This is a genomic window from Paenibacillus sp. WLX1005 (assembly GCF_046603685.1).
GTDB lineage: Bacteria > Bacillota > Bacilli > Paenibacillales > Paenibacillaceae > Saccharibacillus.
The window spans coordinates 5,536,375-5,558,106 of sequence record NZ_CP176756.1; the positions used below are offsets into that span (position 1 = coordinate 5,536,375).

18 protein-coding genes, 1 tRNA gene and 1 riboswitch are annotated in these 21,732 nt (G+C 46.6%); of the genes, 3 read left to right on the top strand and 16 right to left on the bottom strand.

What is annotated here, in order from left to right:
• Positions 1-783 precede the first annotated feature (783 nt).
• Together ACE3MZ_RS23675 and ACE3MZ_RS23680 are read right to left on the bottom strand one after the other, a co-directional pair.
• Positions 784-2,358, bottom strand: a complete 1,575-nt coding sequence (locus ACE3MZ_RS23675; RefSeq protein ID WP_411344526.1) for a peptidoglycan DD-metalloendopeptidase family protein — start codon at positions 2,356-2,358, stop codon at positions 784-786.
• Between the two features lie 702 nt (positions 2,359-3,060).
• Positions 3,061-4,347: an adenylosuccinate synthase gene (locus ACE3MZ_RS23680; protein WP_411344527.1), complete on the bottom strand. Its 1,287-nt coding sequence runs from the start codon at positions 4,345-4,347 to the stop codon at positions 3,061-3,063.
• A 596-nt stretch (positions 4,348-4,943) separates the two neighbouring features.
• On the opposite strand from ACE3MZ_RS23680, the gene ACE3MZ_RS23685 reads away from it, so the two are divergent.
• Positions 4,944-5,921: a phosphotransferase family protein gene (locus ACE3MZ_RS23685; RefSeq protein ID WP_411344528.1), complete on the top strand. Its 978-nt coding sequence runs from the start codon at positions 4,944-4,946 to the stop codon at positions 5,919-5,921.
• A gap of 145 nt (positions 5,922-6,066) precedes the next feature.
• On the opposite strand, the gene dnaB is transcribed toward ACE3MZ_RS23685, so the two are convergent.
• From dnaB to rpsF, 10 genes are all read right to left on the bottom strand, one after another.
• Positions 6,067-7,425, bottom strand: a complete 1,359-nt coding sequence (gene dnaB / locus ACE3MZ_RS23690) for a replicative DNA helicase (protein ID WP_411344529.1) — start codon at positions 7,423-7,425, stop codon at positions 6,067-6,069.
• Between the two features lie 2 nt (positions 7,426-7,427).
• Complete coding sequence (rplI, locus tag ACE3MZ_RS23695) at positions 7,428-7,871, bottom strand: 50S ribosomal protein L9 (protein ID WP_411344530.1); 444 nt, start codon at positions 7,869-7,871, stop codon at positions 7,428-7,430.
• Positions 7,868-9,877: a DHH family phosphoesterase gene (locus ACE3MZ_RS23700; RefSeq protein WP_411346900.1), complete on the bottom strand. Its 2,010-nt coding sequence runs from the start codon at positions 9,875-9,877 to the stop codon at positions 7,868-7,870. Before ACE3MZ_RS23700 ends, rplI begins: the two co-directional genes overlap by 4 nt.
• Before the next feature lie 12 nt (positions 9,878-9,889).
• Positions 9,890-10,825 carry a DUF2232 domain-containing protein gene (locus tag ACE3MZ_RS23705; protein ID WP_411344531.1) on the bottom strand — a complete coding sequence of 312 codons (936 nt, stop codon included), beginning with the start codon at positions 10,823-10,825 and terminating at the stop codon, positions 9,890-9,892.
• Between the two features lie 102 nt (positions 10,826-10,927).
• Positions 10,928-11,374, bottom strand: coding sequence for a CBS domain-containing protein (locus ACE3MZ_RS23710; protein ID WP_411344532.1), 447 nt, complete (start codon positions 11,372-11,374; stop codon positions 10,928-10,930).
• 146 nt (positions 11,375-11,520) lie between these two features.
• Positions 11,521-12,555 carry an LCP family protein gene (locus tag ACE3MZ_RS23715; protein ID WP_411344533.1) on the bottom strand — a complete coding sequence of 345 codons (1,035 nt, stop codon included), beginning with the start codon at positions 12,553-12,555 and terminating at the stop codon, positions 11,521-11,523.
• Positions 12,556-12,820: 265 nt separating this feature from the next.
• Positions 12,821-14,443: a copper amine oxidase N-terminal domain-containing protein gene (locus ACE3MZ_RS23720; RefSeq protein WP_411346901.1), complete on the bottom strand. Its 1,623-nt coding sequence runs from the start codon at positions 14,441-14,443 to the stop codon at positions 12,821-12,823.
• Between the two features lie 644 nt (positions 14,444-15,087).
• Positions 15,088-15,363: a 30S ribosomal protein S18 gene (rpsR, locus tag ACE3MZ_RS23725; protein ID WP_188778322.1), complete on the bottom strand. Its 276-nt coding sequence runs from the start codon at positions 15,361-15,363 to the stop codon at positions 15,088-15,090.
• A 21-nt stretch (positions 15,364-15,384) separates the two neighbouring features.
• Positions 15,385-15,873: a single-stranded DNA-binding protein gene (gene ssb / locus ACE3MZ_RS23730; RefSeq protein WP_367064095.1), complete on the bottom strand. Its 489-nt coding sequence runs from the start codon at positions 15,871-15,873 to the stop codon at positions 15,385-15,387.
• A 43-nt stretch (positions 15,874-15,916) separates the two neighbouring features.
• A complete protein-coding gene (gene rpsF, locus ACE3MZ_RS23735; protein ID WP_367064096.1) occupies positions 15,917-16,204 on the bottom strand; it encodes a 30S ribosomal protein S6 in 288 nt (95 codons plus the stop codon).
• Positions 16,205-16,484: 280 nt separating this feature from the next.
• A riboswitch (purine riboswitch) is annotated at positions 16,485-16,587 on the top strand.
• 253 nt (positions 16,588-16,840) lie between these two features.
• Between rpsF and ACE3MZ_RS23740 the strand changes: the two genes are divergently transcribed.
• The gene (locus ACE3MZ_RS23740; protein WP_411344534.1) at positions 16,841-17,893 is read left to right on the top strand and encodes a Rieske 2Fe-2S domain-containing protein; all 1,053 of its coding nucleotides are present in this window, start codon (positions 16,841-16,843) and stop codon (positions 17,891-17,893) included.
• 198 nt (positions 17,894-18,091) lie between these two features.
• On the opposite strand, the gene ACE3MZ_RS23745 is transcribed toward ACE3MZ_RS23740, so the two are convergent.
• Positions 18,092-18,183, bottom strand: a tRNA-Ser gene (locus ACE3MZ_RS23745).
• A 195-nt stretch (positions 18,184-18,378) separates the two neighbouring features.
• Here ACE3MZ_RS23745 and ACE3MZ_RS23750 point away from each other — a divergent pair.
• Positions 18,379-19,200 carry a purine-nucleoside phosphorylase gene (locus ACE3MZ_RS23750; RefSeq protein WP_411344535.1) on the top strand — a complete coding sequence of 274 codons (822 nt, stop codon included), beginning with the start codon at positions 18,379-18,381 and terminating at the stop codon, positions 19,198-19,200.
• 534 nt (positions 19,201-19,734) lie between these two features.
• Here the strand turns inward: ACE3MZ_RS23750 and ACE3MZ_RS23755 are convergent.
• The 3 genes from ACE3MZ_RS23755 to ACE3MZ_RS23765 form a co-directional block, all read right to left on the bottom strand.
• On the bottom strand, positions 19,735-19,962 hold the full coding sequence (locus ACE3MZ_RS23755; RefSeq protein WP_411344536.1) for a DUF951 domain-containing protein: 228 nt from the start codon (positions 19,960-19,962) through the stop codon (positions 19,735-19,737).
• A gap of 197 nt (positions 19,963-20,159) precedes the next feature.
• Complete coding sequence (locus ACE3MZ_RS23760) at positions 20,160-21,197, bottom strand: mechanosensitive ion channel family protein (protein ID WP_411344537.1); 1,038 nt, start codon at positions 21,195-21,197, stop codon at positions 20,160-20,162.
• Positions 21,198-21,237: 40 nt separating this feature from the next.
• Positions 21,238-21,486, bottom strand: coding sequence for a DUF3343 domain-containing protein (locus ACE3MZ_RS23765; protein ID WP_411344538.1), 249 nt, complete (start codon positions 21,484-21,486; stop codon positions 21,238-21,240).
• Positions 21,487-21,732 lie beyond the last annotated feature (246 nt).

Here is a 21,732-nt window from a genome sequence, read left to right on the forward strand (position 1 = left end):
CTTTGATTTATTTAGTTTAACATATTCGTGGGGGAGGTTCTTGTGTTGTGCGGGATTTAACTTCGTTCTTTGGACTTAAAAGATGATGTGGTGGTGGACAGCACTCCGCTCTGGGAAAGGATGGGGAACGTCCTCAGGTGGAGCCGCGGGAATCTTTTGGATGAGGAGTAAATGAAGATTCCCGCCCCTCGGAAGTAGTAAGATATTTTGCATTCGCAAAAATCACTTTTGACTGAACATCGTGTTTGAAAATCGCAAACACGATAAGTCGTACTTATCCCCATTCCTTTCCCTCCGCTCAGTGGTATTTATATCATTTGGATGAAGGGCTTTTAGATCACTTTCTTGAAACCGCATCTCAAAACTATAATTTCTTTTATAAAATAAGCTGTAGCTCATGTGTTCATCTCTATTGTTTATTGTATTACTTCTCCTAAGACATATGAGCGAATCGAAGATCGACTTCTATCCTTGCGAACAACGTGAACTCTAACACGAAATTTGATCACATGATTCGCAGGTAGTTGACCTTATGCCTTCGATTCTTTGTCGCTATGCTCCGCATTCTTTTTACGTCCTACCTGTCACCTGTCACCTGTCACCTGTCACCTGTCACCTGTCACCTGTCACCTGTCACAGTGGATTGTACTTGGAGATGAGGGAATGGAGTCAATAGGATTTTTTTGTAAATACCATGCAAAAAGCAGCGTTACCAATGTGTATGGCAACGCTGCTTGGGTAAGGAAGCAGCACTATTTTGCGGTAAGCAATGTAGGTCTGCTATTAACGCAGGTAGGATAGTGGGTTTTGCAGGGCGCCGCCGCTGTGGATTTCGAAGTGGAGATGGGTGCCTGTAGATCGGCCGGTGTTGCCCATGACGCCGATGTGTTGGCCTTGTTCCACGACGGTTCCGGTGCTGACGTCGATTTGGCTTAGGTGACCGTACAAGGTTTCGTAGCCGTTACGGTGGTCGATGACGATGACGTTGCCGTATCCGGTCATTGTGCCTGCGTAGGTGACGACGCCGTCATCGGCGGACATCACGGACGAGCTGCCAACGAGGTCGATACCTTTGTGGACACGTCCCCAGCGTTGACCGTATGGACTCGTTACCGTTGCACCGCTAACAGGCCAGATAAAGTTACCGCTACCTTCGCCGACAACGACTTTGGTGCCTTTGACGATGATTTTGGGTGAAGATTCTTTGACGACTTCCTGACTTACCCATTCTTCGCGCAGCACCTGACCGTTGGCTTTGCTGACGCGGTAGTTGATGCGTTTCAGACCTTTGCTACCGGAGGAAATGACTTTGGATTCGCCAGCGCGCATATTGTCGCTTTTGCGAATTTCGACAGCTGGTTCGGTAACGACCTGCTCCGAATAATCCTCTACCGTTGTGACGGTGATCGGTGGCTGCGGTACAGTAAGTGTCAGTTCATCGCCGATTTGCAGCGATGTTTCCTTCACGTCCGGGTTGTTGCTGAAAATCTCTTTTTGCGTAATATCATACGAAGACGCGATTGAGCTAATCGTATCGCCTTCCTGTACAGTATAGGTAAGCGGCGCTTCTACGCCAGTCAGCATCACTTTGGCGAGTTCCTTGCTGCTCAGAAGCTTTTGCGGATTCGCTTTGATTTCGTTCGATGTGACTTTCTCGTTGATTTTGACAGATTCCAGCTTGTTGACCTTTTTGCTGTACGCATAGCTTTTGGTGAGTTTTTGTACAGAGCTTTTGCTCAGGTTCGTAGCAGCAGCTTCGGCTTTTTGTGTATAGGTTTTCTCAACGAGCTTGAGTGCAGCATCAATCGCTGCCTGATCTTTGACGACGCCCACATGCTTATCGCCTACGACGACTTCCACGCCTTTGGCATAAGCGGTTAGCATACTGTTCAATTGCTTGAGTGTGCCAGTGGAATCCACCTGTGCTTTGTACGCCTTTTGCTCCGTGGTGGTGATGCCGTTCGTGTTCAGTACCATGGTCGCATCCGGGTATTTTTTCTGATACGCGGCACGCTTTTCGTTAAACAACGTATCCAGATCGGCTTTATTCAAAATACTGCCAATCTCCTGCCCTTTAACCGATACGACATAATACGGAATGGTATTCGCAGTGACGTAATGCGTACCCGCCAAAACAAGTCCACCGGCAACAACAACGCCACCGATTGCCACCAATAAACGGCGGCGCATCTTGTTTTTCCCCTGACGGATCGAATCTACGGTCAATGTATACCAATGTTGTGACTGAGTGTCTTGCTCCCCGACGGATGGCTGATCTGGATGATGCTGTTCAGCCTGGGACGCTTGCTGCGATGCAGCTTGCTGTTCCGCTTCCCGTTTACCTTTCAAACCTTTCATGACCGTCTCCTTTTACTGTTCATTGCTGAATGTCATTATTCGTTATTCGCAGATATTGATGTATACATGATGCGTACGTAATCTATCGCTTGATTGCCCACCGAATAAGCACCCATGTTGTGACGGATGCTTTTACGGAAGGCAAGAAGCTGCAAGGTCAAATGCTATCTAAGTTATTAAAAATTGTCATATAAAAGTATCAAAAAATTAACCTTTGTAACTCCCCGTTTACTTTACCATAATCTCCACAAAACTTTCAACTTTACAATTCATATAACAGCACGATCTCAGACACCATAAGGCAAGTCAAAATGAAGGGAATGAGGGAAGATGCTGTTTTCAAAGAAATGCTGATATGATAACGACTATGCGTTCTTTGCAGCAATATAATGAATACCGATGATGATCCAGCCTTATGTACAGTCAATCTGACTGAACAGTAACAGGAAAATACTGTAACAGATTAAGAACTTCACCTTTTTGATTGTATCTTTGCAGTGTATATTACGCTGTGTTCCAATGCATATGATATCCGCTTGATTTCGCTCTATTCCGCTTCGTGTAGTTGATGGTGATAGGCGTCTAGGTGATAAGCGCGCATAGAATGTTAATGTGCGCGCTAACAAATGCCTCTGTATCGAACAAACAAAAAACCGGACTGCACAGAATGCAGCCCGGTGGATTGGCTATACAATGTAGATATTAGGAATAGATCGGAGCCACTTGATTCGTTTGCTCGCGATTGCGACCAACGGAGAAGATCGCGATTGGGATACCGGTCAGCTCGGATACACGATTCACATAGTTACGTGTCGTTTCCGGTAATTCTTCCAGCGTTTTCACGCCAGTAATATCTTCGCTCCAGCCCGGCATTTCTTCATATACCGCTTCACATTCCGCCAGATTTTTCAGGCTGGCTGGATAGTGAGTGATGAATTCGCCACGGTATTTGTAACCGGTGCAGATCTTCACTGTGTCCAGACCGGTCAGTACGTCCAGCGAGTTCAGGGACAGACCAGTAATGCCGCTCACGCGACGAGCGTGACGAACAACAACGGTATCGAACCAGCCTACACGACGAGGACGACCAGTAACCGTACCGTATTCATGACCTTTTTCACGAATTTCGTGACCGATTTCGTCATGCAGCTCAGTTGGGAATGGGCCATCGCCAACACGAGTAGTGTACGCTTTGGCAACGCCAATAACCTGCTGAATACGTGCTGGACCGACGCCAGAACCGATGCAGACACCGCCTGCGGACGGGTTAGACGAGGTTACGAACGGATACGTACCTTGGTCAATATCCAGCATGACGCCTTGCGCGCCTTCGAACAGCACTTTTTTGCCTTCGTCGATCGCGTCGTTCAGTACAACAGATGTGTCTTTTACATACTGACGCAGCTTCTCGGCATACCCGAGATAATCGGACAGGATTTGCTCCACATCGACCGGTTGACCACCGTACACTTGCGTGATCACCTGATTTTTCTCATTGACGAGATGGCGCAGCTTTTGCTCGAATTCTTCTGCATCCATCAGATCGGCGATACGGATACCGACACGGGATGCTTTGTCCATGTAACAAGGGCCGATCCCTTTACCAGTTGTACCGATTTTGTTCGGGCCTTTGCGTTCTTCTTCCAACAGATCCAGCACCATATGATATGGCAAAATGACATGCGCGCGATCACTGATGGTCAGGTTTTTGGTAGAAAAGCCGTTTTCGTGCACATAGTTAATTTCGTCGATCAGCGCAGCCGGGTTAATAACCATACCGTTACCGATGACACATGCTTTGTCTTCATAGAAAATGCCGGATGGCACCATCGTTAATTTATATTTTTTCTCATTGATTAAAATCGTATGTCCCGCGTTGTTACCACCTTGATAACGGGCTACAACATCCGCGCTCTCCGAAAGATAGTCGGTAATTTTACCTTTGCCTTCGTCTCCCCATTGTGTTCCCACAACGACTACAGTTGACATGATTCATTCCTCCGTAGGTGTATGTACACCGTATATTTGCGCTGTCTGTTCCGTATGATCGCCAGATGTGTACATCTTGTTGGAAAAGATGACGTTGGGAACGTATTCCCTATCCAGCGTGGTAACAGCACAGCATAAAACCTCCTTGCGAGGAACGGCCGGGCAAATGCAGGCATACAAACCGTTTCGCGGGCGGAAGTTCATCCCCGTGCGGTAAGGGGGTGAAGCAGTTCCTGAACTGACAGGATACTTACATCCAATAACACTATTGCGCTTTACCGCAGCATTTACAGTGTAACAGGACACTTTTTCAAAGTCAAATGAAACGCGAACAATGACAGGACACAAAATTACCATCGTTCGGGATTTATGTAATCATTTCGCCAAACGCTGCCTTTACCCATGATAAAACCGTATTTTTCGCAAAATATAGTGTCGTATCTATAAAAGTAACCTTTGCGATCTTGATCGTTTGTATCTATCTCAGCCTATTAACTATAACTGTTCCTGTTCTGATGGGAGTACATTCACTATATAATGAAGATCGTGATACTCTACATATTTCATTTCGATACATATTCAGGAGGATGACTTGCATGAAAGAGAACTGGGAACACAGTAGCACCTTCACGCCACCTTCGCCTTCTACACTGCACGACATGATCCATACCGCTTTTCCCAGCAAAACCATCGCTAGCTTGCAACGAACCAGTACCGGGTTGAGCAATGGCAGCTACAAGTTCACATTGGAGCAGGATGATTCGCCTTACATGTTGCGCGTCTGCTCTGGCAGTTCGGATGTTGCCTATAAAGAGGTCGCTATAACGCAGCTTGTTGCTGCTACAGTGCCGATTGCGCAGTATGTGCATTCCGAGATCATCCCGACTGCTGAAGGCGCATCCTGGTCGATTCTGGAATGGAAGGACGGCATATTGCTCGCTGATATTTTGAAAACAGGTGATACCAGACGCATCGCAGCGGCTGCGACAGCGGTCGGTAACGTGCTTGCACATATTCACAACTATACCTTTGCACAAGCCGGATTCTTCGGACCTACTCTTACTATTGTCGAGCCACTCTCCCCTGGTATGGACGAATGGTGCGCTTTTATCAATGATAGTCTGGAACATCACGGAAGCGGACGCTGGTTACATGAACAAGAGATTCAGGCAGTTCGGCGATTTCTGCAATCCAGCCGAATGTGTATCCACGAATTTCACGAGATGCCGCTACTCGTTCATTCCGATTTTAACGGTTTGAATATTCTGATTCAGGAATCATCTGATAGCACCACCGTCCCCGCCGTATTGGATTGGGAATTTGCTTTTGCTGGAACGCGGTATGCGGATATTGGAAATATGCTGCGGTATGAATCGGCAGGATCACTGTATGAGCAGCATGTTCTGGAAGGGTATCGCGCCGCTGGTGGTGAATTGCATCCACAATGGCGACTTCTGTCGCGAATGGAAGATTTGCTTGCACTGTGCGATATGCTCAACAGCTCTACCAGTGAAATGCCCAATCGCATTGCCGATCTGCGCCGACTGATTGTGCAAACGGTCACTGCCGATTAACAATCCATAACAAAAAGAGCCGCTTCTCCTTCCGGTAAGTTCCCCGGTGGAAAGCGGCTCTTCCTTATTAAAGGATACAGCGATCCCGAACAACAGATGATTATACATCCTATTTCCTATTCGGCACTAGCATCCTAATCTTCATCTATCCTGCGAACATATCCGATTGAACACGCTCGTAATTGACGAATTTATTGAAGTTTTTCAAAAAAACCAGTTCGACCGTACCGACTGGACCGTTACGCTGCTTGGCGATAATGATCTCGATGATGTTCTTTTTCTCAGTTTCCTGATTGTAGTAGTCGTCGCGATACAAGAACGATACGATATCGGCATCCTGCTCAATCGAGCCGGATTCCCGCAAGTCAGACATCATCGGACGCTTGTCCTGACGCTGCTCGACACCACGGCTGAGCTGAGACAGTGCGATAACCGGCACATGCAGCTCACGCGCAATCTGCTTCAACGTACGTGAGATCTCGGATACTTCCTGCTGACGGTTCTCGCCCGCTTTGCCGCGACCAGAGATTAGCTGCAAGTAGTCGATCACGATCATGCCTAGCCCTTTTTCCTTTTGTAGACGACGGCATTTGGCACGAATCTCGGATACCATAATCCCCGGCGTATCATCGATATAGATTTCCGATTCTGACAATGATGCGATACCCATCGTCAGCTTCATCCAGTCTTCTTCTTTGAAATCGCCGGTACGCATGACGCTCGCGTCCAGATTCGCTTCGGCACAGATCATACGCTGTACAAGCTGCGCTGCCGACATCTCCAGACTGAAAATAGCAACCGTTTCCTTGGCACGCACTGCGACGTTTTGCGCGATATTCAGGGCAAACGCCGTTTTACCAACCGACGGACGCGCCGCCACGATGATCAGGTCACTACGCTGGAACCCGGCGGTCATTTTATCTAGATCGATAAAACCTGTCGGAATCCCGGTCGTATTGCCGCTGTTCTCGCTCAGTGTCTCTACTTTCTCGAACACTTCCATCAGCACATCACGAATCGCGATAAAGCCGCTACCTGTACGGCGGTTGGAGATTTCCAGAATTTTGCGCTCCGCATCGCCCAGCATACTGCCGACATCTTCCCCGCCAGTGTATCCTTCGCTAACAATCTGCGTTGCGGTACGGATCAGACGACGCAGCATCGATTTTTCTTCAATAATCTGCGCATAATAATCTACGTTGGCTGCGGTCGGCACCGCATTGGCAAGCTTCGCCAAATAGCTGACGCCGCCGATATCTTCCAGCTGCGAACGATCCTGCAACAAGGAAGTTAAGGTGATCAAGTCAATCGGCTGGTTTTCTTCCCCCAGATTTACCATCGCATCGTAGATCAATTGGTGAGATTTATCGTAAAAATCCTCCGTGTCTACGCGCTCCATCACACTAATCAGCGCTTCTGCTTGCAATAACACAGCACCCAGAACAGCCTGCTCAGCTTCCAGATTCTGCGGTGGAACCCGATCGTAAAACATTTCGCCGCCCATGATTACTCCTCAGTAACTTGGACTTTGAGCGTCGCTTTTACTTCTGGATGCAGCTTCACCGTTACCTGAGTGACGCCCAGTGTACGGATTGGCTCATCCAGTTCAAGTTTGCGCTTGTCGATCTTATGTCCTTGTTTGGACAGTGCTTCAGCGATTTGTTTGCTCGTAATCGCGCCGAACAGACGACCGCCCTCACCAGATTTAGCTTTCAGCTGAACCGTAAGCTCTTCCAGCGTTTTGCCCAGTGCTTGAGCAGCTTCTTTTTCTTCCTGTTTTTGACGCTCAACAGCAGCGGTCTGGTTTTCCAGAATTTTCACGTTACCGCCAGTTGCCGGTTTTGCATGACCGTTTTTGATCAGGAAGTTTTGTGCGTAGCCGTCAGATACCTCTTTGATATCCCCTTTTTTACCAGTTCCTTTAACATCTTTTAGCAAAATGACTTTCATTCAAATAACCCCTCTTCCTCATTCATTTGATCTAGTACTTGCAGGAGCCGTGTTTCCGCTTCGGCAGCAGTACCTTCGAGCTGGACAGCCGCATTGGTCAGATGACCGCCGCCGCCCAAGCGTTCCATAACTACCTGTACATTCATCTTGCCCAGTGAACGGGCGCTAATACCGATCAGACCATCTACACGCTCGCTAATCACAAATGAAGCGTGGACATTGCTCATATTCAGCAGCGAATCCGCGACCTGTGCAATTAGCAGCTGCGGCACCTTTTCGCCCGGAGACGTAACCGCCAGTGCGATATGATCGTGGATAATACGCGTTTGCTTGATAATCTCAGCTTTGGCGATATATTCGGACAGATCTTCCTTCATCATCTGCTGCACCATCACCGTGTCCGCTCCGTTTCGGCGCAAGAAGCCTGCGGCCTCAAACGTACGCGAACCGGTATGCAACGCAAAATGCTTCGTATCGACCGTAATGCCCGCCAATAGCGATGTCGCTTCCAGCGTAGTGAATTGTACTTTGTCATGAATATATTGCAGCAGCTCCGTCACCAATTCACAGGTGGACGACGCATACGGCTCTAAGTATACCAGCACCGCATCGTTGATAAACTCCTCGCCGCGGCGATGATGATCCACCACCACAACGCGGCGCGCACGTTCCACCAGCTTCGGCTCAATCGTCATCGACGCTTTATGCGTATCGACCACGATCATCAGCGTCTGCTCAGTCATAATATTGAGCGCTTCTTCCGGCGTAATAAAATGCACCGATAATCGCTCATCATTGGAGATGCGCTCCATCATGCGTTCAATCGACGGATTGACGCCATCCAGTACGATGTACGCTTCAACCTCGTACATATCGGCAGCCTTGAGCACCCCGATACAAGCACCGATCACGTCCATATCTGGAATTTTGTGACCCATAACTAGCACTTGATCACTATCGACCATCAGATCACGCAGCGCATGGGCGATTACCCTTGCACGTACACGCGTCCGTTTCTCAATCGCATTGGATTTACCGCCATAGAATGACAGACGCTGATCCGCCTTCACTGCCGCCTGATCGCCACCGCGTCCAAGCGCCATATCCAGACTGGACTGTGCCAGTTCGCCGAGTTCGCTAATCGTTTCTGTACCGAAGCCGACACCAATACTAAGTGTCAGCGGCACTTTCAGATCGGCGGTCATTTCACGAATTTCATCCAAAATAACAAACCGGCTCTGTTCCAGTTCACGCAGCGATTTCTGATTCAGCAGCAGCAGATAGCGCTCTGATGACAGACGACGCACATAGATCTGGTAATGCTTCGCCCAATCGGTAATCCGCGTTGCTACGCGTGCAATCAGACTTGTACGCTGCTGATCGTCCATTCCTTGAGAAGCCTCGTCAAAATTATCGAGCAGCACGACGCCAACTGCCAGACGCTCCTCCTCATGACGATCACGCAGATTCGCAAATTCCGTAATATCCTGCACATAGATCAGCCGCTCGTCCGGCAGTACGATACATTCCAGCGTACGTATATCATGCTGCAATTCAAAGCGAACTTCCTTGATCGCCGCTTTGTCGCGTGTCGCTTCCTTACGGCTGTCTCTCGCCTTTTTATATTGCTCCTGAAAATCTTGAAAGCATTCATCGAGCGGTGTGCCGACCAACGTCTTACGACCGAACAAACCAGCAATGTATCGATTATGCCATTCAATCGAAAATTTATTATCATACAGCACCAGACCGAACGGAAGCGTACTAACCGCTTCTTCCTCTACACGCCTGATTCGAAAAGACAAGCCAGCAATATACTCATCCAGTTCCCGCCTGAACGCAAGCTCCGAGCGCACCAGCACCGCTGCGAACAAGATAACTGCACACAGCGCTACCAATCCGACGATCCAGTTGAACCAGGACAGAAGCACAACCAGACCTAGCATGAGCAGTGATGCCCACACCGACCGGTAACCGTGCCAGCGGTTTAGCAAAAAATTAGGCATCATTCATCACCCTTACCGTTTCGTTCTCGTAATATACTCGCGGAGCGGGAAAGCCAGATCGATAATCCCGATAATCCGCAGCGGCGGAATCAGTACGACGACGATCGCCAGAATAAACGGCAGGAACGATCCCCACTTCCGCTGACTGGCCCAGAAATACACAAATCCGATCGTCTGGATCGTAAAGGCAAGATGAACCAGTGGCATAAAGTTCAGCACAATTGCCGCCAGCACACCCGTCATATTCGAACGTGCAATAAACTCCAGAAATACGGCGATCAGATAATACCAGATCAGCGATCTTGGCAATCTCCAATCGCGTGCCGGTTTCAGACGCGGCACAGAATAATTCATACTTTCGAGCAGTGGACGCGATACCGCATGTGTAATGATCGCCATCGTAAACGAAGCGATAATGAGCGCACTGGGAATCAACGTGAGCGTGTAATTGCTCAGCCCGATAATATACTCCGGCGTCAGCACATCGCTCAGGTTCGGATTCACATCCGCCATCGCTTGTAGCGGCGCAACGGAAATCTGAATCACATCCCGCACGTACTCTCCTAGACTAAAATGGAACACTGCGGTTGCAATTAATAGCAGCACAAGCAGTTCCACCAATGCGGTCAGACCGCCAGCAAAAATAACTTTCAGTGCAGGCTGATACTTTTTGTACATCCTGCCCATCACAATTCCCGGAATCATGAAGAATATTCCTAGAATCGGCAGGAATAACCCTGCCTGTCCAGCAATGATCAACGCGATCAACCATACAGGAATCAAGTGCATGATGAATTGGCGCAAGGTCAAAGTTGAATACAGCACGACGACAGGCACAATTAGAAATAGCATACCGATGACTCTTACAGATGTTATTAGGGATAGTAGCAGAAGCAGGTAAGCAACGCTCCATGCTACGGATGTCCAGCGCAGTTTCAAACGATTCACCTCTTACGCACAAATTGTCGGCATCGCTAAAAAAGATTTACTCATCATTATAGCATAGACGCCGAGGATCACGCACGGATTTGTATAGCGACCACAGCCGATTTAGATGCCAGACATACGGTTGCGCTCCGGCGCGTATTCACCGCCGCGAACGAATTGTTCGCAGTATTCAATAATCTGACTACGGCGTACGATGCCGATAAATCGGTTCATATCATCGACAACCGGCACAAAGTTCTGCACTTTAGCCAGATTGATCAGGTCTTCCATATTGGCATCGATCGATACCGGCTTGTCATCCCGTTTAAGCGGAATTTCGGACAGCAAAAATTTAGAAGCGTTCTCAAAAGTCACCTTGCCACCGGAATTTCGCATAAACCAGAGCAAGTCCCCTTCCGTGATCGTACCTACATATTTCCCGTCCTTGTCGAGCATCGGGATGGACGTATAACGATGATATTCCATCCGTTCGAGCGTCTGGCGCAGCGTCGAATTAAGGGTGACGCAAACGACCTCCTGCTTCGGCAGCAGAAAAAACGCAATATTCATGAAAAAACCTTCCTCCTCGTCGTATTACGACCTGCTGCACCGATGGCAGCATAGTATGATTCATGGATTGGTGTCATACAGGTGTTGACGATGCTTCTCTTCTATTTTAAGCGATAACCAGCCTACAATAAAGCCAGTCTATCCAATTAACGTAATTCGGACTGTTGAATGGTCGTTTCGGTATCTCCATCAGCCGCATTGCCGGAAGGTGGCTGCTCTACCGCATCAGGGCCGTCCTTGCTCATCCAGTCATCAATCAATTGCTTCGCTTCTTCTACTTCGCTCTCATCCGGCACTTCATAGTAGACGCCATCAATGTACTCACCTTCACCAGCGATCGTGAATGCTTTCACTTCCGGCTCGCCAGTATGCAACAATTGACTCGCTAGACCAGTTAACTGATCCGGGCGCATATCCGTTTTAAAATTATCGCCCATAATGCTGAGCAGCTCCGGCACTTTATCGATCTGTTTCAACTGAAATGCCTGACTGGCAATCTGTTGCAGGAAGATCTGCTGGCGCTTCGTCCGGCGAAAATCGCTATCTTCACGGTACCGCACATAATACAGCGCCTCCTGACCGGAATAGATCGGCTTGTTCGCTTTGATCGTGAATTGCTCATGATTCGGATCACGGTTCACAATATCTTCTTCAATCGGCAACTGCACACCGCCTAGTGCATCGACCGCATTAACCAATCCTTGAAAATTAACCGATGCGTAAAAATTAAGCTTCTCATCTAGAAAATGCTCTACCGTATTCATCGTCATTTCGATGCCACCAAATGCGTACGCATGATTGATTTTGTCCATCCGGTCGCGCCCGACGATCTCGGTGTATGTATCGCGTGGAATGGAAATAAGCAGCACTTTGTTCTCAAGCGGACGTACGACCGCATACATAAGGGTATCCGAGCGCGCCGTCTCATTCTCCCGCTGATCGCTACCGACCAGCAACATGGAAAATGGCTCAGTCATTACGACCTCCGGCTCCGTTGCTTGCTGTTCGCCGCCTGTTTGACGTACAGGCTGATACGTCTGCTGGAGTTGGGTTTCAATTTTATCCGCAACAAACCAGTCAAACATTGCCAATGAAATTGGCTTCCACCATATAAAGAGACTTGCCGTCAGGACGACCACGGCAGCCGCAATGCCAGACCAAATCTTTTGCTTCTTTGTCATTGTCCCATTCCTCATTTCAAGCAGACATATATTCTTCATTCATTAAACGCTGGATACAGCTTATGACACAGTCACATTATTTTACACTGTTTCTTGTCGTTTAACCAATAAAAACAAAGACTCCCGGTCATAAATAACCGGGAGTCTTTGGATGCTGCTTGCTTATCAATAAGGAGAACATGCAGTCATCGTGGTGTAGGCAAGATACCTTTTACACAGGGAGTGTACAAGAATCTTCTATTATATAGTTACTTTTTTATGATGCTTATTTCGCTTTAGTCAGCGTGATTGCACCAGTGGACTCGTTCCATTTTACGTCCCAGCCCAACAGTTCTGTGATCGAACGCAGTGGAACCAGTGTTCTACCATCGTTGTTCACCATAGCAGTTGCTTCCAGTTTTTGCGTTTTGCCGTTTACATCAACGGTGTTTTTACCAACCCAGAATTTCATTGTATCTTTACCAGCCATAACAGTTACTTGACCAGCAGCTTTGTTCCAAGCTACTTTCGCACCGATTCCTTCAGCCAGGTAGCGCAGTGGAATGTAAGTGGTGTTGTTGCTTACTACTGGTTCTGTATCCATCATTGTTGTTTTGTTGTTGATTTTCAGCTCTTTGCTGTTCAGCTTCATCCACACAGTCGTCATTGCTGCATTGGAAGCAGCTGGCGTTTTGGCAGGCGTAGCAGCAGCTTTAAATTTAGCAGGGTATTGTTTTACAATTGCGCCACCCAGTGCTTCACCGATACCGAACATTGTTTTGAAGCCTTCGCGGTCAGCTTTGTATGCTGCTGCATATTGTTTGTTCGCATATTGATTGATAACGTTTTGGACTTGAGTTTCATGAGTAACCAGTGCTTTTTCAGCAGCGGCAGCAGGCAGATTGTTCGCTGTTGCTGTACCCAGGAATGTTGCAAAGTCCTTCGTAAACATTGTAATGCGATCTTTTACTGCTTGCAGTGCTGCTTTATCGCCTTTTTTCAGTGCTGTTACATAATCACTTTGTGCTTTAATGTGGTTCGTTACCCAGATCGTTTCGAACTGTTTACCACCTTCAGCACCGTAGATCGATGTGATCGCTTTTTTGAATGCAGCTGTGTTTGCTGCTTCTGCAGTTACCAGCGCAGCGGAGTCTTTTTCGCCGTTATACTGTTTTTGCATTTGCAGTGCGGACAATGCAAAGTGCTCAGCAGCCAGACGGTTCAGAGCGGAACGCAGATCAGCCGCCGGTGTATCTACAGTACCGTAGTTGAATTTCGAAGGGTACTGGGACACAATCGCGCCGGAGAGCGCTTTACTTACTGTAAACATTGTTTCGAAACCTTGACGATATTCTTTGTATGCACCTGTGTAATCACCAGCTACATATTTCTCGAATACGTCTTGTACTTGATCTTCATGCAGTCTCAGAGCGTCTGCAGCAGCTTTTTGTGGCAGTTTGCCAGCTGTTGCTGTTGCGAGGAATTTGGAGAACTCGTCAACAAAGCCTTGTACTTGTGCTTCGGCTTTTTTGATTGCCGCTTTGTTATTCATTTTCGTTGCTTTCACCAGGTTGTCGGTGTATTTGTTATGTGCACGGAAGATACGTTCGAATTCCGCAGCACCTGCTTTACCATAGATAGCTTCGATGGCAGGTTGCATATCCAGTGCATTTTGATCCAGCGCGTCATACGCTTGTTTTGCATCCGGTGCGCCTTCGTAAGCTTTTGTCATTGCAACAACAGCAAGTGCAAAGTGCTCGGACAGCAGATAATCCAATCCAGCACGCAGATCAGCAGCTTTCGTGCTGACTGTCGGTGTTGCTGTAGTTGTGGTTGCAGCAAAAGCTCCAGTTGTAGGTAAAAGCAGGGAAAGACTTAATACAGGTACAAGCAGTTTTTGAATTTTCATCATTCAGGCTCCCTTTGTAAGTCAATTTTGTTTTTGTCTGTTTGTCTTGCCGTCCATGATTGGATAAACGGGCGAAGTTTCATTTTGGATCACATATCATTTGAAAAAAAGTGGAGTCGGCTATTATATCGGCTTCACCCAACCTGTATTTGTTCCCGAAAACCCCTGATATGATCTGCTTTCCCCACTGAGCCACTTTTTTGTTATACAGATGCAAAGGAAGCTCCGGAACTTCCGTCAATCACATTATGTATAATTTCAATCTTGCTCATAAGTAAGTAAGTGATTTTATCAGTACGGATATGATATAACCACAATTGAAGCGCTTAAACCTTTATCTCTATTTATTTATATTTAATAGTCTTCCTTCGTTGTTTGAAGAATTGATAACGTATCCATACACACTATTTGCATACAAGTATTCTCAATAATGAAGAATACTTTGTTTAAACTATATTTCCTAGTAACCCGATCTTTTCACCTTGTAATAAATACCCCCTTTCTCACGTTCAGATCATCATGAATATTCAAGATGAGTATACGAATACAGAATGCAAGCAAAATAAAAAGCGTACAGCCTTCTCTCCTACAATAGGAAAGATGCTGTACGCTTGGAACCTTTCTGCCGAAGCAGAAAAGCAATACTATTCAGTAGTGTATGGCAGCAGTGCGATTTGACGGGAACGTTTAATCGCAGTAGTCAGCATACGTTGGTATTTTGCACTTGTACCAGTCACACGACGCGGCAAGATTTTACCACGCTCACTGATAAATTTACGAAGCAGGTCCGTATCTTTATAGTCGATGTGAGTGATTTTGTTTACAGTGAAATAACACACTTTACGGCGTTTGTTGCGACCGCGGCGTCCACCTGGACGTCTGCCTTCGCCATCTCCGCTTTCACGTCTATTAAAGCTCATCTGATTCATTCCTTTCTTACTTTAAAATGGTAAATCATCATCGGAAATATCTATCGGTTTACCGTCATCGGAAAATGGATCTTGATTGTCACGAGAGTAGCTGTTTCCATTGCTGCTGCGGTTACTATTGTTACCGCCGCCGTAAGGTGCTTCCTCACGATTGCCTCCACTATTGCTGTTTCCGCCATCACGGTTGGACTCCAGGAAACGAACATTATCAGCGATAACTTCAGTCACGTATACACGCTTACCTTCGTTATTCTCATAATTTCTTACCTGAATGCGTCCTTCAACCGCTGTTAAGCGGCCTTTCCGCAAGTAGTTGGCGCAGGTTTCTGCCAGTTGTCTCCAGGTTACGACCGGAATAAAGTCCGCTTCGCGCTCTCCACCCTGGCTCGTAAAAGGACGATCCACTGCCAGCGTAAACTGCGTCACAGCCACACCCGCAGGTGTGTAGCGAAGTTCCGGGTCTTTGGTCAACCGTCCGATCAAAATGACACGGTTCAACAATCCAATCCCCTCCTCAAACGAGTTTACAATTCATTATTCAAACTTACTTTGTAACGTCTACAGTGATCAGATAACGGATTACGTCATCAGAAATTTTCATGATACGCTCAAGCTCAGCAACAACAGCTGGAGTAGCTGCGAAGTTTACAAGAACATAAATACCATCACGAATTTTCTTGATCTCATACGCAAGACGGCGTTTGCCTTGGATATCATGGCTAGTGATCTCACCGTCAGCTGTAATGATGCCTTTGAAACGTTCAGTCAACGCTTCAACTGCTTCTTGTTCCATTTCTGGACGCAGAATGTACATTACTTCATAATTGCGCATAGTTTTCACCTCCTCTTGGACTAAGGCCCCTGATCCATGCCAGGAGCAAGGAACGAGCACAAACTCGAACCCTATTATTGTATCATATATAGTAGCTATATACAATATTTTATTTATGTATTCCCAACAGCTTATAACTGTTTCATTTTTAATCGATTATATATTATATATTATTACATTGATAAATGTAAATATTTCTTTTTTAAAAATAAACAGTATTAAATATCACATTGACAAAGCTTTAATTTCGAAATATTATCAATATATCTTCTAAAATGTAATTTAATTTAACATATCCTTTTGTATAAGCTCATTAATTGGTTTGAGCGTCTCGACCAGACAACCGTAAATTGTCCCAGGCTACAAGAGGGTGTATCTGCAAAAGTAAACGCATGATGGCGCTTGCTGTTCCTAATATTCGGTACAGTAGTTGCTGCCATCTGCCGCCTTGTTCTCTATGTCGTCAGATCGCTGATGAGATAGGCAGCAAGTGTGTTTACTTTCGCCGAGCGCCCCTTGTCGTCTGGGATTTTTGGCGTTTCTATGATTTCCAATTGCCGGTCTTCCTTATATCCATATTCGCTGACTCTGTATTTCAATTGTATGTGTTCCCAAAATTTTAATGAGGTGATTATTATGAGTACACGCGCCAAATCCCCTGCTGAAGCTGCCCAAAATCAACTGCCCCGTGATTGTACGTTTACACCGGACGACTGGTACGTGCTGTCCCAATACTGGTATCCAATTGCAATCGCTGATGAGATTCAGGACAAACCGGTAGGCGTGAAGCTGCTGGACGTGAAGCTCGTCTGCTATCGTAGTGGCGATGAGGTAGTTGTAGCGCGTGATCTATGCTTTCACCGCGGCGCCCCGCTCAGTCTAGGCTGGGTCGAAGACGGTGAGATTGTATGCCCGTATCACGGGTTCCGCTACAACTGCGAAGGTGCCTGCACTTCTGTACCAGCACACCCTGATAGCAAAATCTCACCCAAACTGAAGTTGATTATGTATCCGGCTATTGAGAAGTATGGTCTGATCTGGACGTGTCTTGCTAATAATGAACCGCAAATTCCAGACTTCGCTGGCTGGGATGATCCTGATTATGTAAATGTATTGCCGCCAAGCTTTGATATTGCCGGATCATCTGGTCGCCAGATGGAAGGATTCCTTGATGTATCCCACTTTGCCTATGTGCATACCAAAACATTTGGTGATCGTAACAACACCGAAGTTCCACAATACAAAGTAAAACGCGAAGGCAATGAACTGATTGCCGATTACTGGAGCACGGTTAGCAATTATGGCAAAGGGCAAGAAAATCCAGCACCGGAAGGCTTTATGTGGCTACGCGCATTCCGTGTATTCCCGCCATTCGCTGCTTCGCTAACGGTACATTTTCCAGACGACGGCAAACTGATGATTCTGAACTGCGCATCTCCGGTATCGGCACGTTACACCCGGCTGTTCTGCCCGATCTCACGCAATTTTGATAAAAGTGTTCCGGCAGAGGATACGATCCGCTTCAATCTACAAGTGTTTCAGGAGGATCGTGAAATGGTCGAAGCCCAAACGCCGGAAGATCTACCGCTTGATCTGACTGCTGAAGCCCATATCCCAGCAGACCGTACCTCCATCGCTTACCGTCAGCTACTAACTGAGTTGGGATTGGGACGTCATTACACATCCTGACCTGCACGATACAGCTTGAGCACGATTGCTGAAGGCAAAATGTTCTATCCTATGCAGGCATTCACGCATATCACTTGTACAGGCAAATGCGCATCATTTCGGCGTATTTGCCTACCTTAAATAACATAAAAAAGCTCCGCCGCAGAGGTCTGCAACAGAGCTTAGTCACGAATCATATATGTAGCAATCAATATGGGATGGCGGAGAGAGAGGGATTCGAACCCTCGCACGCCCTAAGACGCCTAACTGATTTCGAGTCAGTCCCCTTATAACCACTTGGGTACCTCTCCGTATAACATGCACCGCTGTGAAAGCGATCCATTTACAACAAAATTGATTATACTTGATTCTTTTTCGGTTGGCAATAGAGCAACATTATATTTTTTGAATGAATCTGGAAGGAATTATCCGTTTACACGTATCAGGCTGTCCTTTACACTTGTGGCTGTACGGATTTTATTTCTTTCGCAGGGGGAATACATGTTATGCATCAGACGCAACACATTCAGGAAGCTAGAGATTACATTGTAAAACAAACCGGTGCACAGACACCGACAGTCGGTATGATTCTCGGTTCAGGGTTGGGCGGTTTGGCAGATGAGATTGAACATCCAACGATTATTCCATACGAAGACATTCCGCATTTTGCTACTTCTGGGGCTGTTGGTCATGCGAATGAGTTGGTAATCGGTACACTCATGGGCAAGACGGTAGTTGCGATGAAGGGACGTCTTCATTATTATGAAGGCTTTACGCTGGATGAAGTGACCTTCCCGGTACGCATTATGAAGGCGCTTGGTGTCCAGCAGTTAATCGTCACCAATGCCTGCGGTGCGGTAAATACAAGCTTTGCACCGGGGGAGTTGATGCTGATCACGGATCATATCAATCTCGTCGGCAATAATCCGCTCATTGGACCGAATAATGCACAATTGGGCACTCGTTTCCCTGATCTGTCGCAAACGTATCATCCAGAGCTGCGCAATATCGCGCTACAGGTCGCACAGCAGCAGCAGGTATCGTTACAGCAAGGCGTCTACGCATGGTGGACCGGTCCTGCTTATGAAACGCCGGCGGAAATTCGTATGATTCGTACGCTTGGTGCAGATGCAGTCGGTATGTCCACCGTGCCAGAAGCGATTGTTGCTGTTCATGGCGGCATTCAAGTGCTCGGTATCTCTTGCCTAACGAATATGGCATGCGGTATTCTGGATCAACCGCTTAGTCATGATGAAGTCATCGAGGTCGCGGCAAAAGTAAGAACTACATTCGTCGGTCTGATCAAAGGCGTGCTGGAACAGCTTTAAGCTAAACCATCACTTTGGGCATCTCTTGAGTATTTACCGAACAGAATATCGATGAGAATATGTTGCAGCACTGCATAGTTGCTACAGGCAATACGTAGTTAAACGCTGGTCTTCAATTAGACTGATCAGAATAGTGATCAAAGCAATATACAAATAATAAACTTAAATGCGTCATTGCTGATAGAGTATATCCCCTTTTGGCAATGACGTTTTGCATGAAGTTCTTGCTATGATGGGGTGTGAAGCAGAAGATGCCTATATCACGTGTTATAAAGTAGTATGCTGAACATTTGTTAACTGAGTAGCTGCTATAAGAGGAAAATATATAACAATACGGATGCAAATGGCATACGCTGAATAGTAGGAGCGCGCATGATGTATCGTTGGACACATATAGATGCTTCCATCCTTGGTATTCATCGTTATCCCCAGTTATCTACATAGCAAAAAAGGTTATCCACAGTGGATAACCTTTTTCTATTCTTTATTATCCTGTATAACCACGTCATCTGTTGATAACTTTGTAGATAAACGTTATTCCCCTGAAGGCATTGCTTGCTCTGGATCAGCGACAGATCGCAGCACTTTTTTCATATTTTTCTCAAATTTTGCTCGTGGCACTAGCACACTATGCTTGCAACCTACACATTTGATACGAATATCCATGCCCATGCGGATAATCTCCATCTCATTGCTACCGCAAGGATGCGGCTTTTTCATCTGTACAATATCCCCCAGCTGAAACTGCTTGCGTTCTACCATAACCTCCACCCTTTCTCTCTTCTCAACTTGCTATCGTCCGCAATTGTTTATCCACACCCATTTTACCAGATTTTCTATCATTTGCGGGCTGTGGATACAAATATGTCGGTTGCTGCTGCATCCTGACTTGTATCATAACAAACCGGGCTACTTGTGAGAGTAGCCCGGTCATTTTCGTTCGTTTTTTCTTTTACCAATTAATCGTTGGATTCATTCGGATCGCGCTTATCGGTTACTTCTGTTTTCAGCACGCCTGTTTGCGGTGCTGGCGCTTGATTCGCTGCTTCCTGCTCAGCAAGTTTTGCTTCTTCTGCTGTTTTGCGTTCTTCTTCCAGACGTTGTTCTTCTAGATCCGCATCCAATTGTTGTTTTACCGCCGTATGAATAGCACGTTCGATATTAGCGCGAGAGTTCGGCTGACATTTAGCGATAATCCGCAGCGAATATTCGCCTGTCGTCAGCGTCTGGATACCGAGCACCTCCGGTACATCCAGCACTTCGTCACGATCGGTTTTCATCGTTTGCGTAGCACGCAGTACCAGCTCCTGTGCATCAGCGAGCGAGCGATCCATACTCATCGGAATATCGACGACTGCCAGTGCATTCGATAATGAGAAGTTGGTTACGCTAATAATAGAACCATTTGGAATAATATTGACTTCACCATTCCAGCTGACCAGACGAGTCGTACGTAGACCGACCATTTGTACCGTACCTTTGTATGTACCGGTCTGAATAACGTCGCCTACTGCAAATTGATCTTCAAAAATAATGAAAAAGCCAGTGATAATATCTTTGATAATACTTTGAGCACCAAAGCTGATTGCCAGACCAGCAACCCCGGCTCCTGCTAATAACGGTGCCAGATTAAATCCAAATTCATTCAAAATCAGCATGATCATAATAAAGTTAAACACGCTGGAGATTACATTTTTACTCAATTCACCGATTGTGACTAGCCGCCGTGGATTGGTCGCAATTCTGCTCTTATCGCGCCCGGATAAGGAGCGTTCGATCACCTTGTTGATCAACTTGATAGCAATTCTGGTGAGGACGAAAATAAGCACGATGCGAATGGCAGAAAATGCAAATTGAGTCCACATCCCTGTATCGGTAAACCAGTTCCAGAATTTGTCCGTAAAGCTGCTAATCTCTTGCGCTGCTGTATCGGCAGCATTGCCACTGCTCAGCCAATGTGTTGCAAATAGCTGTAGTGTTGTTTGAACCAGATTCATAGATTGTCCTCCTTGTGCATAGTATCGGTATCATTGGCTGTTATGCAATCATTTCGTAACCGTCTTCCACCGCACGAAAAATACCGCGAATCTCCACCTGCTCTTGTTTTACAATATGCTGTACGGTTTCCAGCTCTTGTTCGGGAAATTGTAGCGATAGTGCGCAGCCCGCTGTAATCTGCTTCGGTGTTGGAAACATATCATTTTCAATCTCTGCATATTCCAACAGCATTTCCGCGCGTAGTGCCTGTTGAGTGGAATCAAACGCCATGACCAGATTGTGTTCCATCTTTTCTTTTACCCCTTCCGGTACAAACTGTCACGTTCATAAACAGGATTTTGTATTCCAGCTTCATTGTCCAAAACGTATTATATGATAAACAGAATATATCTATTGTACGCAAATTGTCCGTGCAGATTCAATCTTCGCTTCTACAAAAAACCGCCGTATCCCGGAGCAGAAAGTTTCTGTCATCCGATATACGACGGTTTTGGATTACATTCATTCTTCTCTGACACGTTATAATCGCGTGGA

Coding starts and splice junctions, on each gene's coding strand:
- ACE3MZ_RS23675 (WP_411344526.1), bottom strand. CDS start 2,358: ATGAAAGGTTTGAAAGGTAAACGGGAAGCGGAACAGCAAGCTGCATCG.
- ACE3MZ_RS23680 (WP_411344527.1), bottom strand. CDS start 4,347: ATGTCAACTGTAGTCGTTGTGGGAACACAATGGGGAGACGAAGGCAAA.
- ACE3MZ_RS23685 (WP_411344528.1), top strand. CDS start 4,944: ATGAAAGAGAACTGGGAACACAGTAGCACCTTCACGCCACCTTCGCCT.
- dnaB (WP_411344529.1), bottom strand. CDS start 7,425: ATGGGCGGCGAAATGTTTTACGATCGGGTTCCACCGCAGAATCTGGAA.
- rplI (WP_411344530.1), bottom strand. CDS start 7,871: ATGAAAGTCATTTTGCTAAAAGATGTTAAAGGAACTGGTAAAAAAGGG.
- ACE3MZ_RS23700 (WP_411346900.1), bottom strand. CDS start 9,877: ATGCCTAATTTTTTGCTAAACCGCTGGCACGGTTACCGGTCGGTGTGG.
- ACE3MZ_RS23710 (WP_411344532.1), bottom strand. CDS start 11,374: ATGAATATTGCGTTTTTTCTGCTGCCGAAGCAGGAGGTCGTTTGCGTC.
- ACE3MZ_RS23715 (WP_411344533.1), bottom strand. CDS start 12,555: ATGACAAAGAAGCAAAAGATTTGGTCTGGCATTGCGGCTGCCGTGGTC.
- ACE3MZ_RS23720 (WP_411346901.1), bottom strand. CDS start 14,443: ATGAAAATTCAAAAACTGCTTGTACCTGTATTAAGTCTTTCCCTGCTT.
- rpsR (WP_188778322.1), bottom strand. CDS start 15,363: ATGAGCTTTAATAGACGTGAAAGCGGAGATGGCGAAGGCAGACGTCCA.
- rpsF (WP_367064096.1), bottom strand. CDS start 16,204: ATGCGCAATTATGAAGTAATGTACATTCTGCGTCCAGAAATGGAACAA.
- ACE3MZ_RS23740 (WP_411344534.1), top strand. CDS start 16,841: ATGAGTACACGCGCCAAATCCCCTGCTGAAGCTGCCCAAAATCAACTG.
- ACE3MZ_RS23750 (WP_411344535.1), top strand. CDS start 18,379: ATGCATCAGACGCAACACATTCAGGAAGCTAGAGATTACATTGTAAAA.
- ACE3MZ_RS23755 (WP_411344536.1), bottom strand. CDS start 19,962: ATGGTAGAACGCAAGCAGTTTCAGCTGGGGGATATTGTACAGATGAAA.
- ACE3MZ_RS23760 (WP_411344537.1), bottom strand. CDS start 21,197: ATGAATCTGGTTCAAACAACACTACAGCTATTTGCAACACATTGGCTG.
- ACE3MZ_RS23765 (WP_411344538.1), bottom strand. CDS start 21,486: ATGGAACACAATCTGGTCATGGCGTTTGATTCCACTCAACAGGCACTA.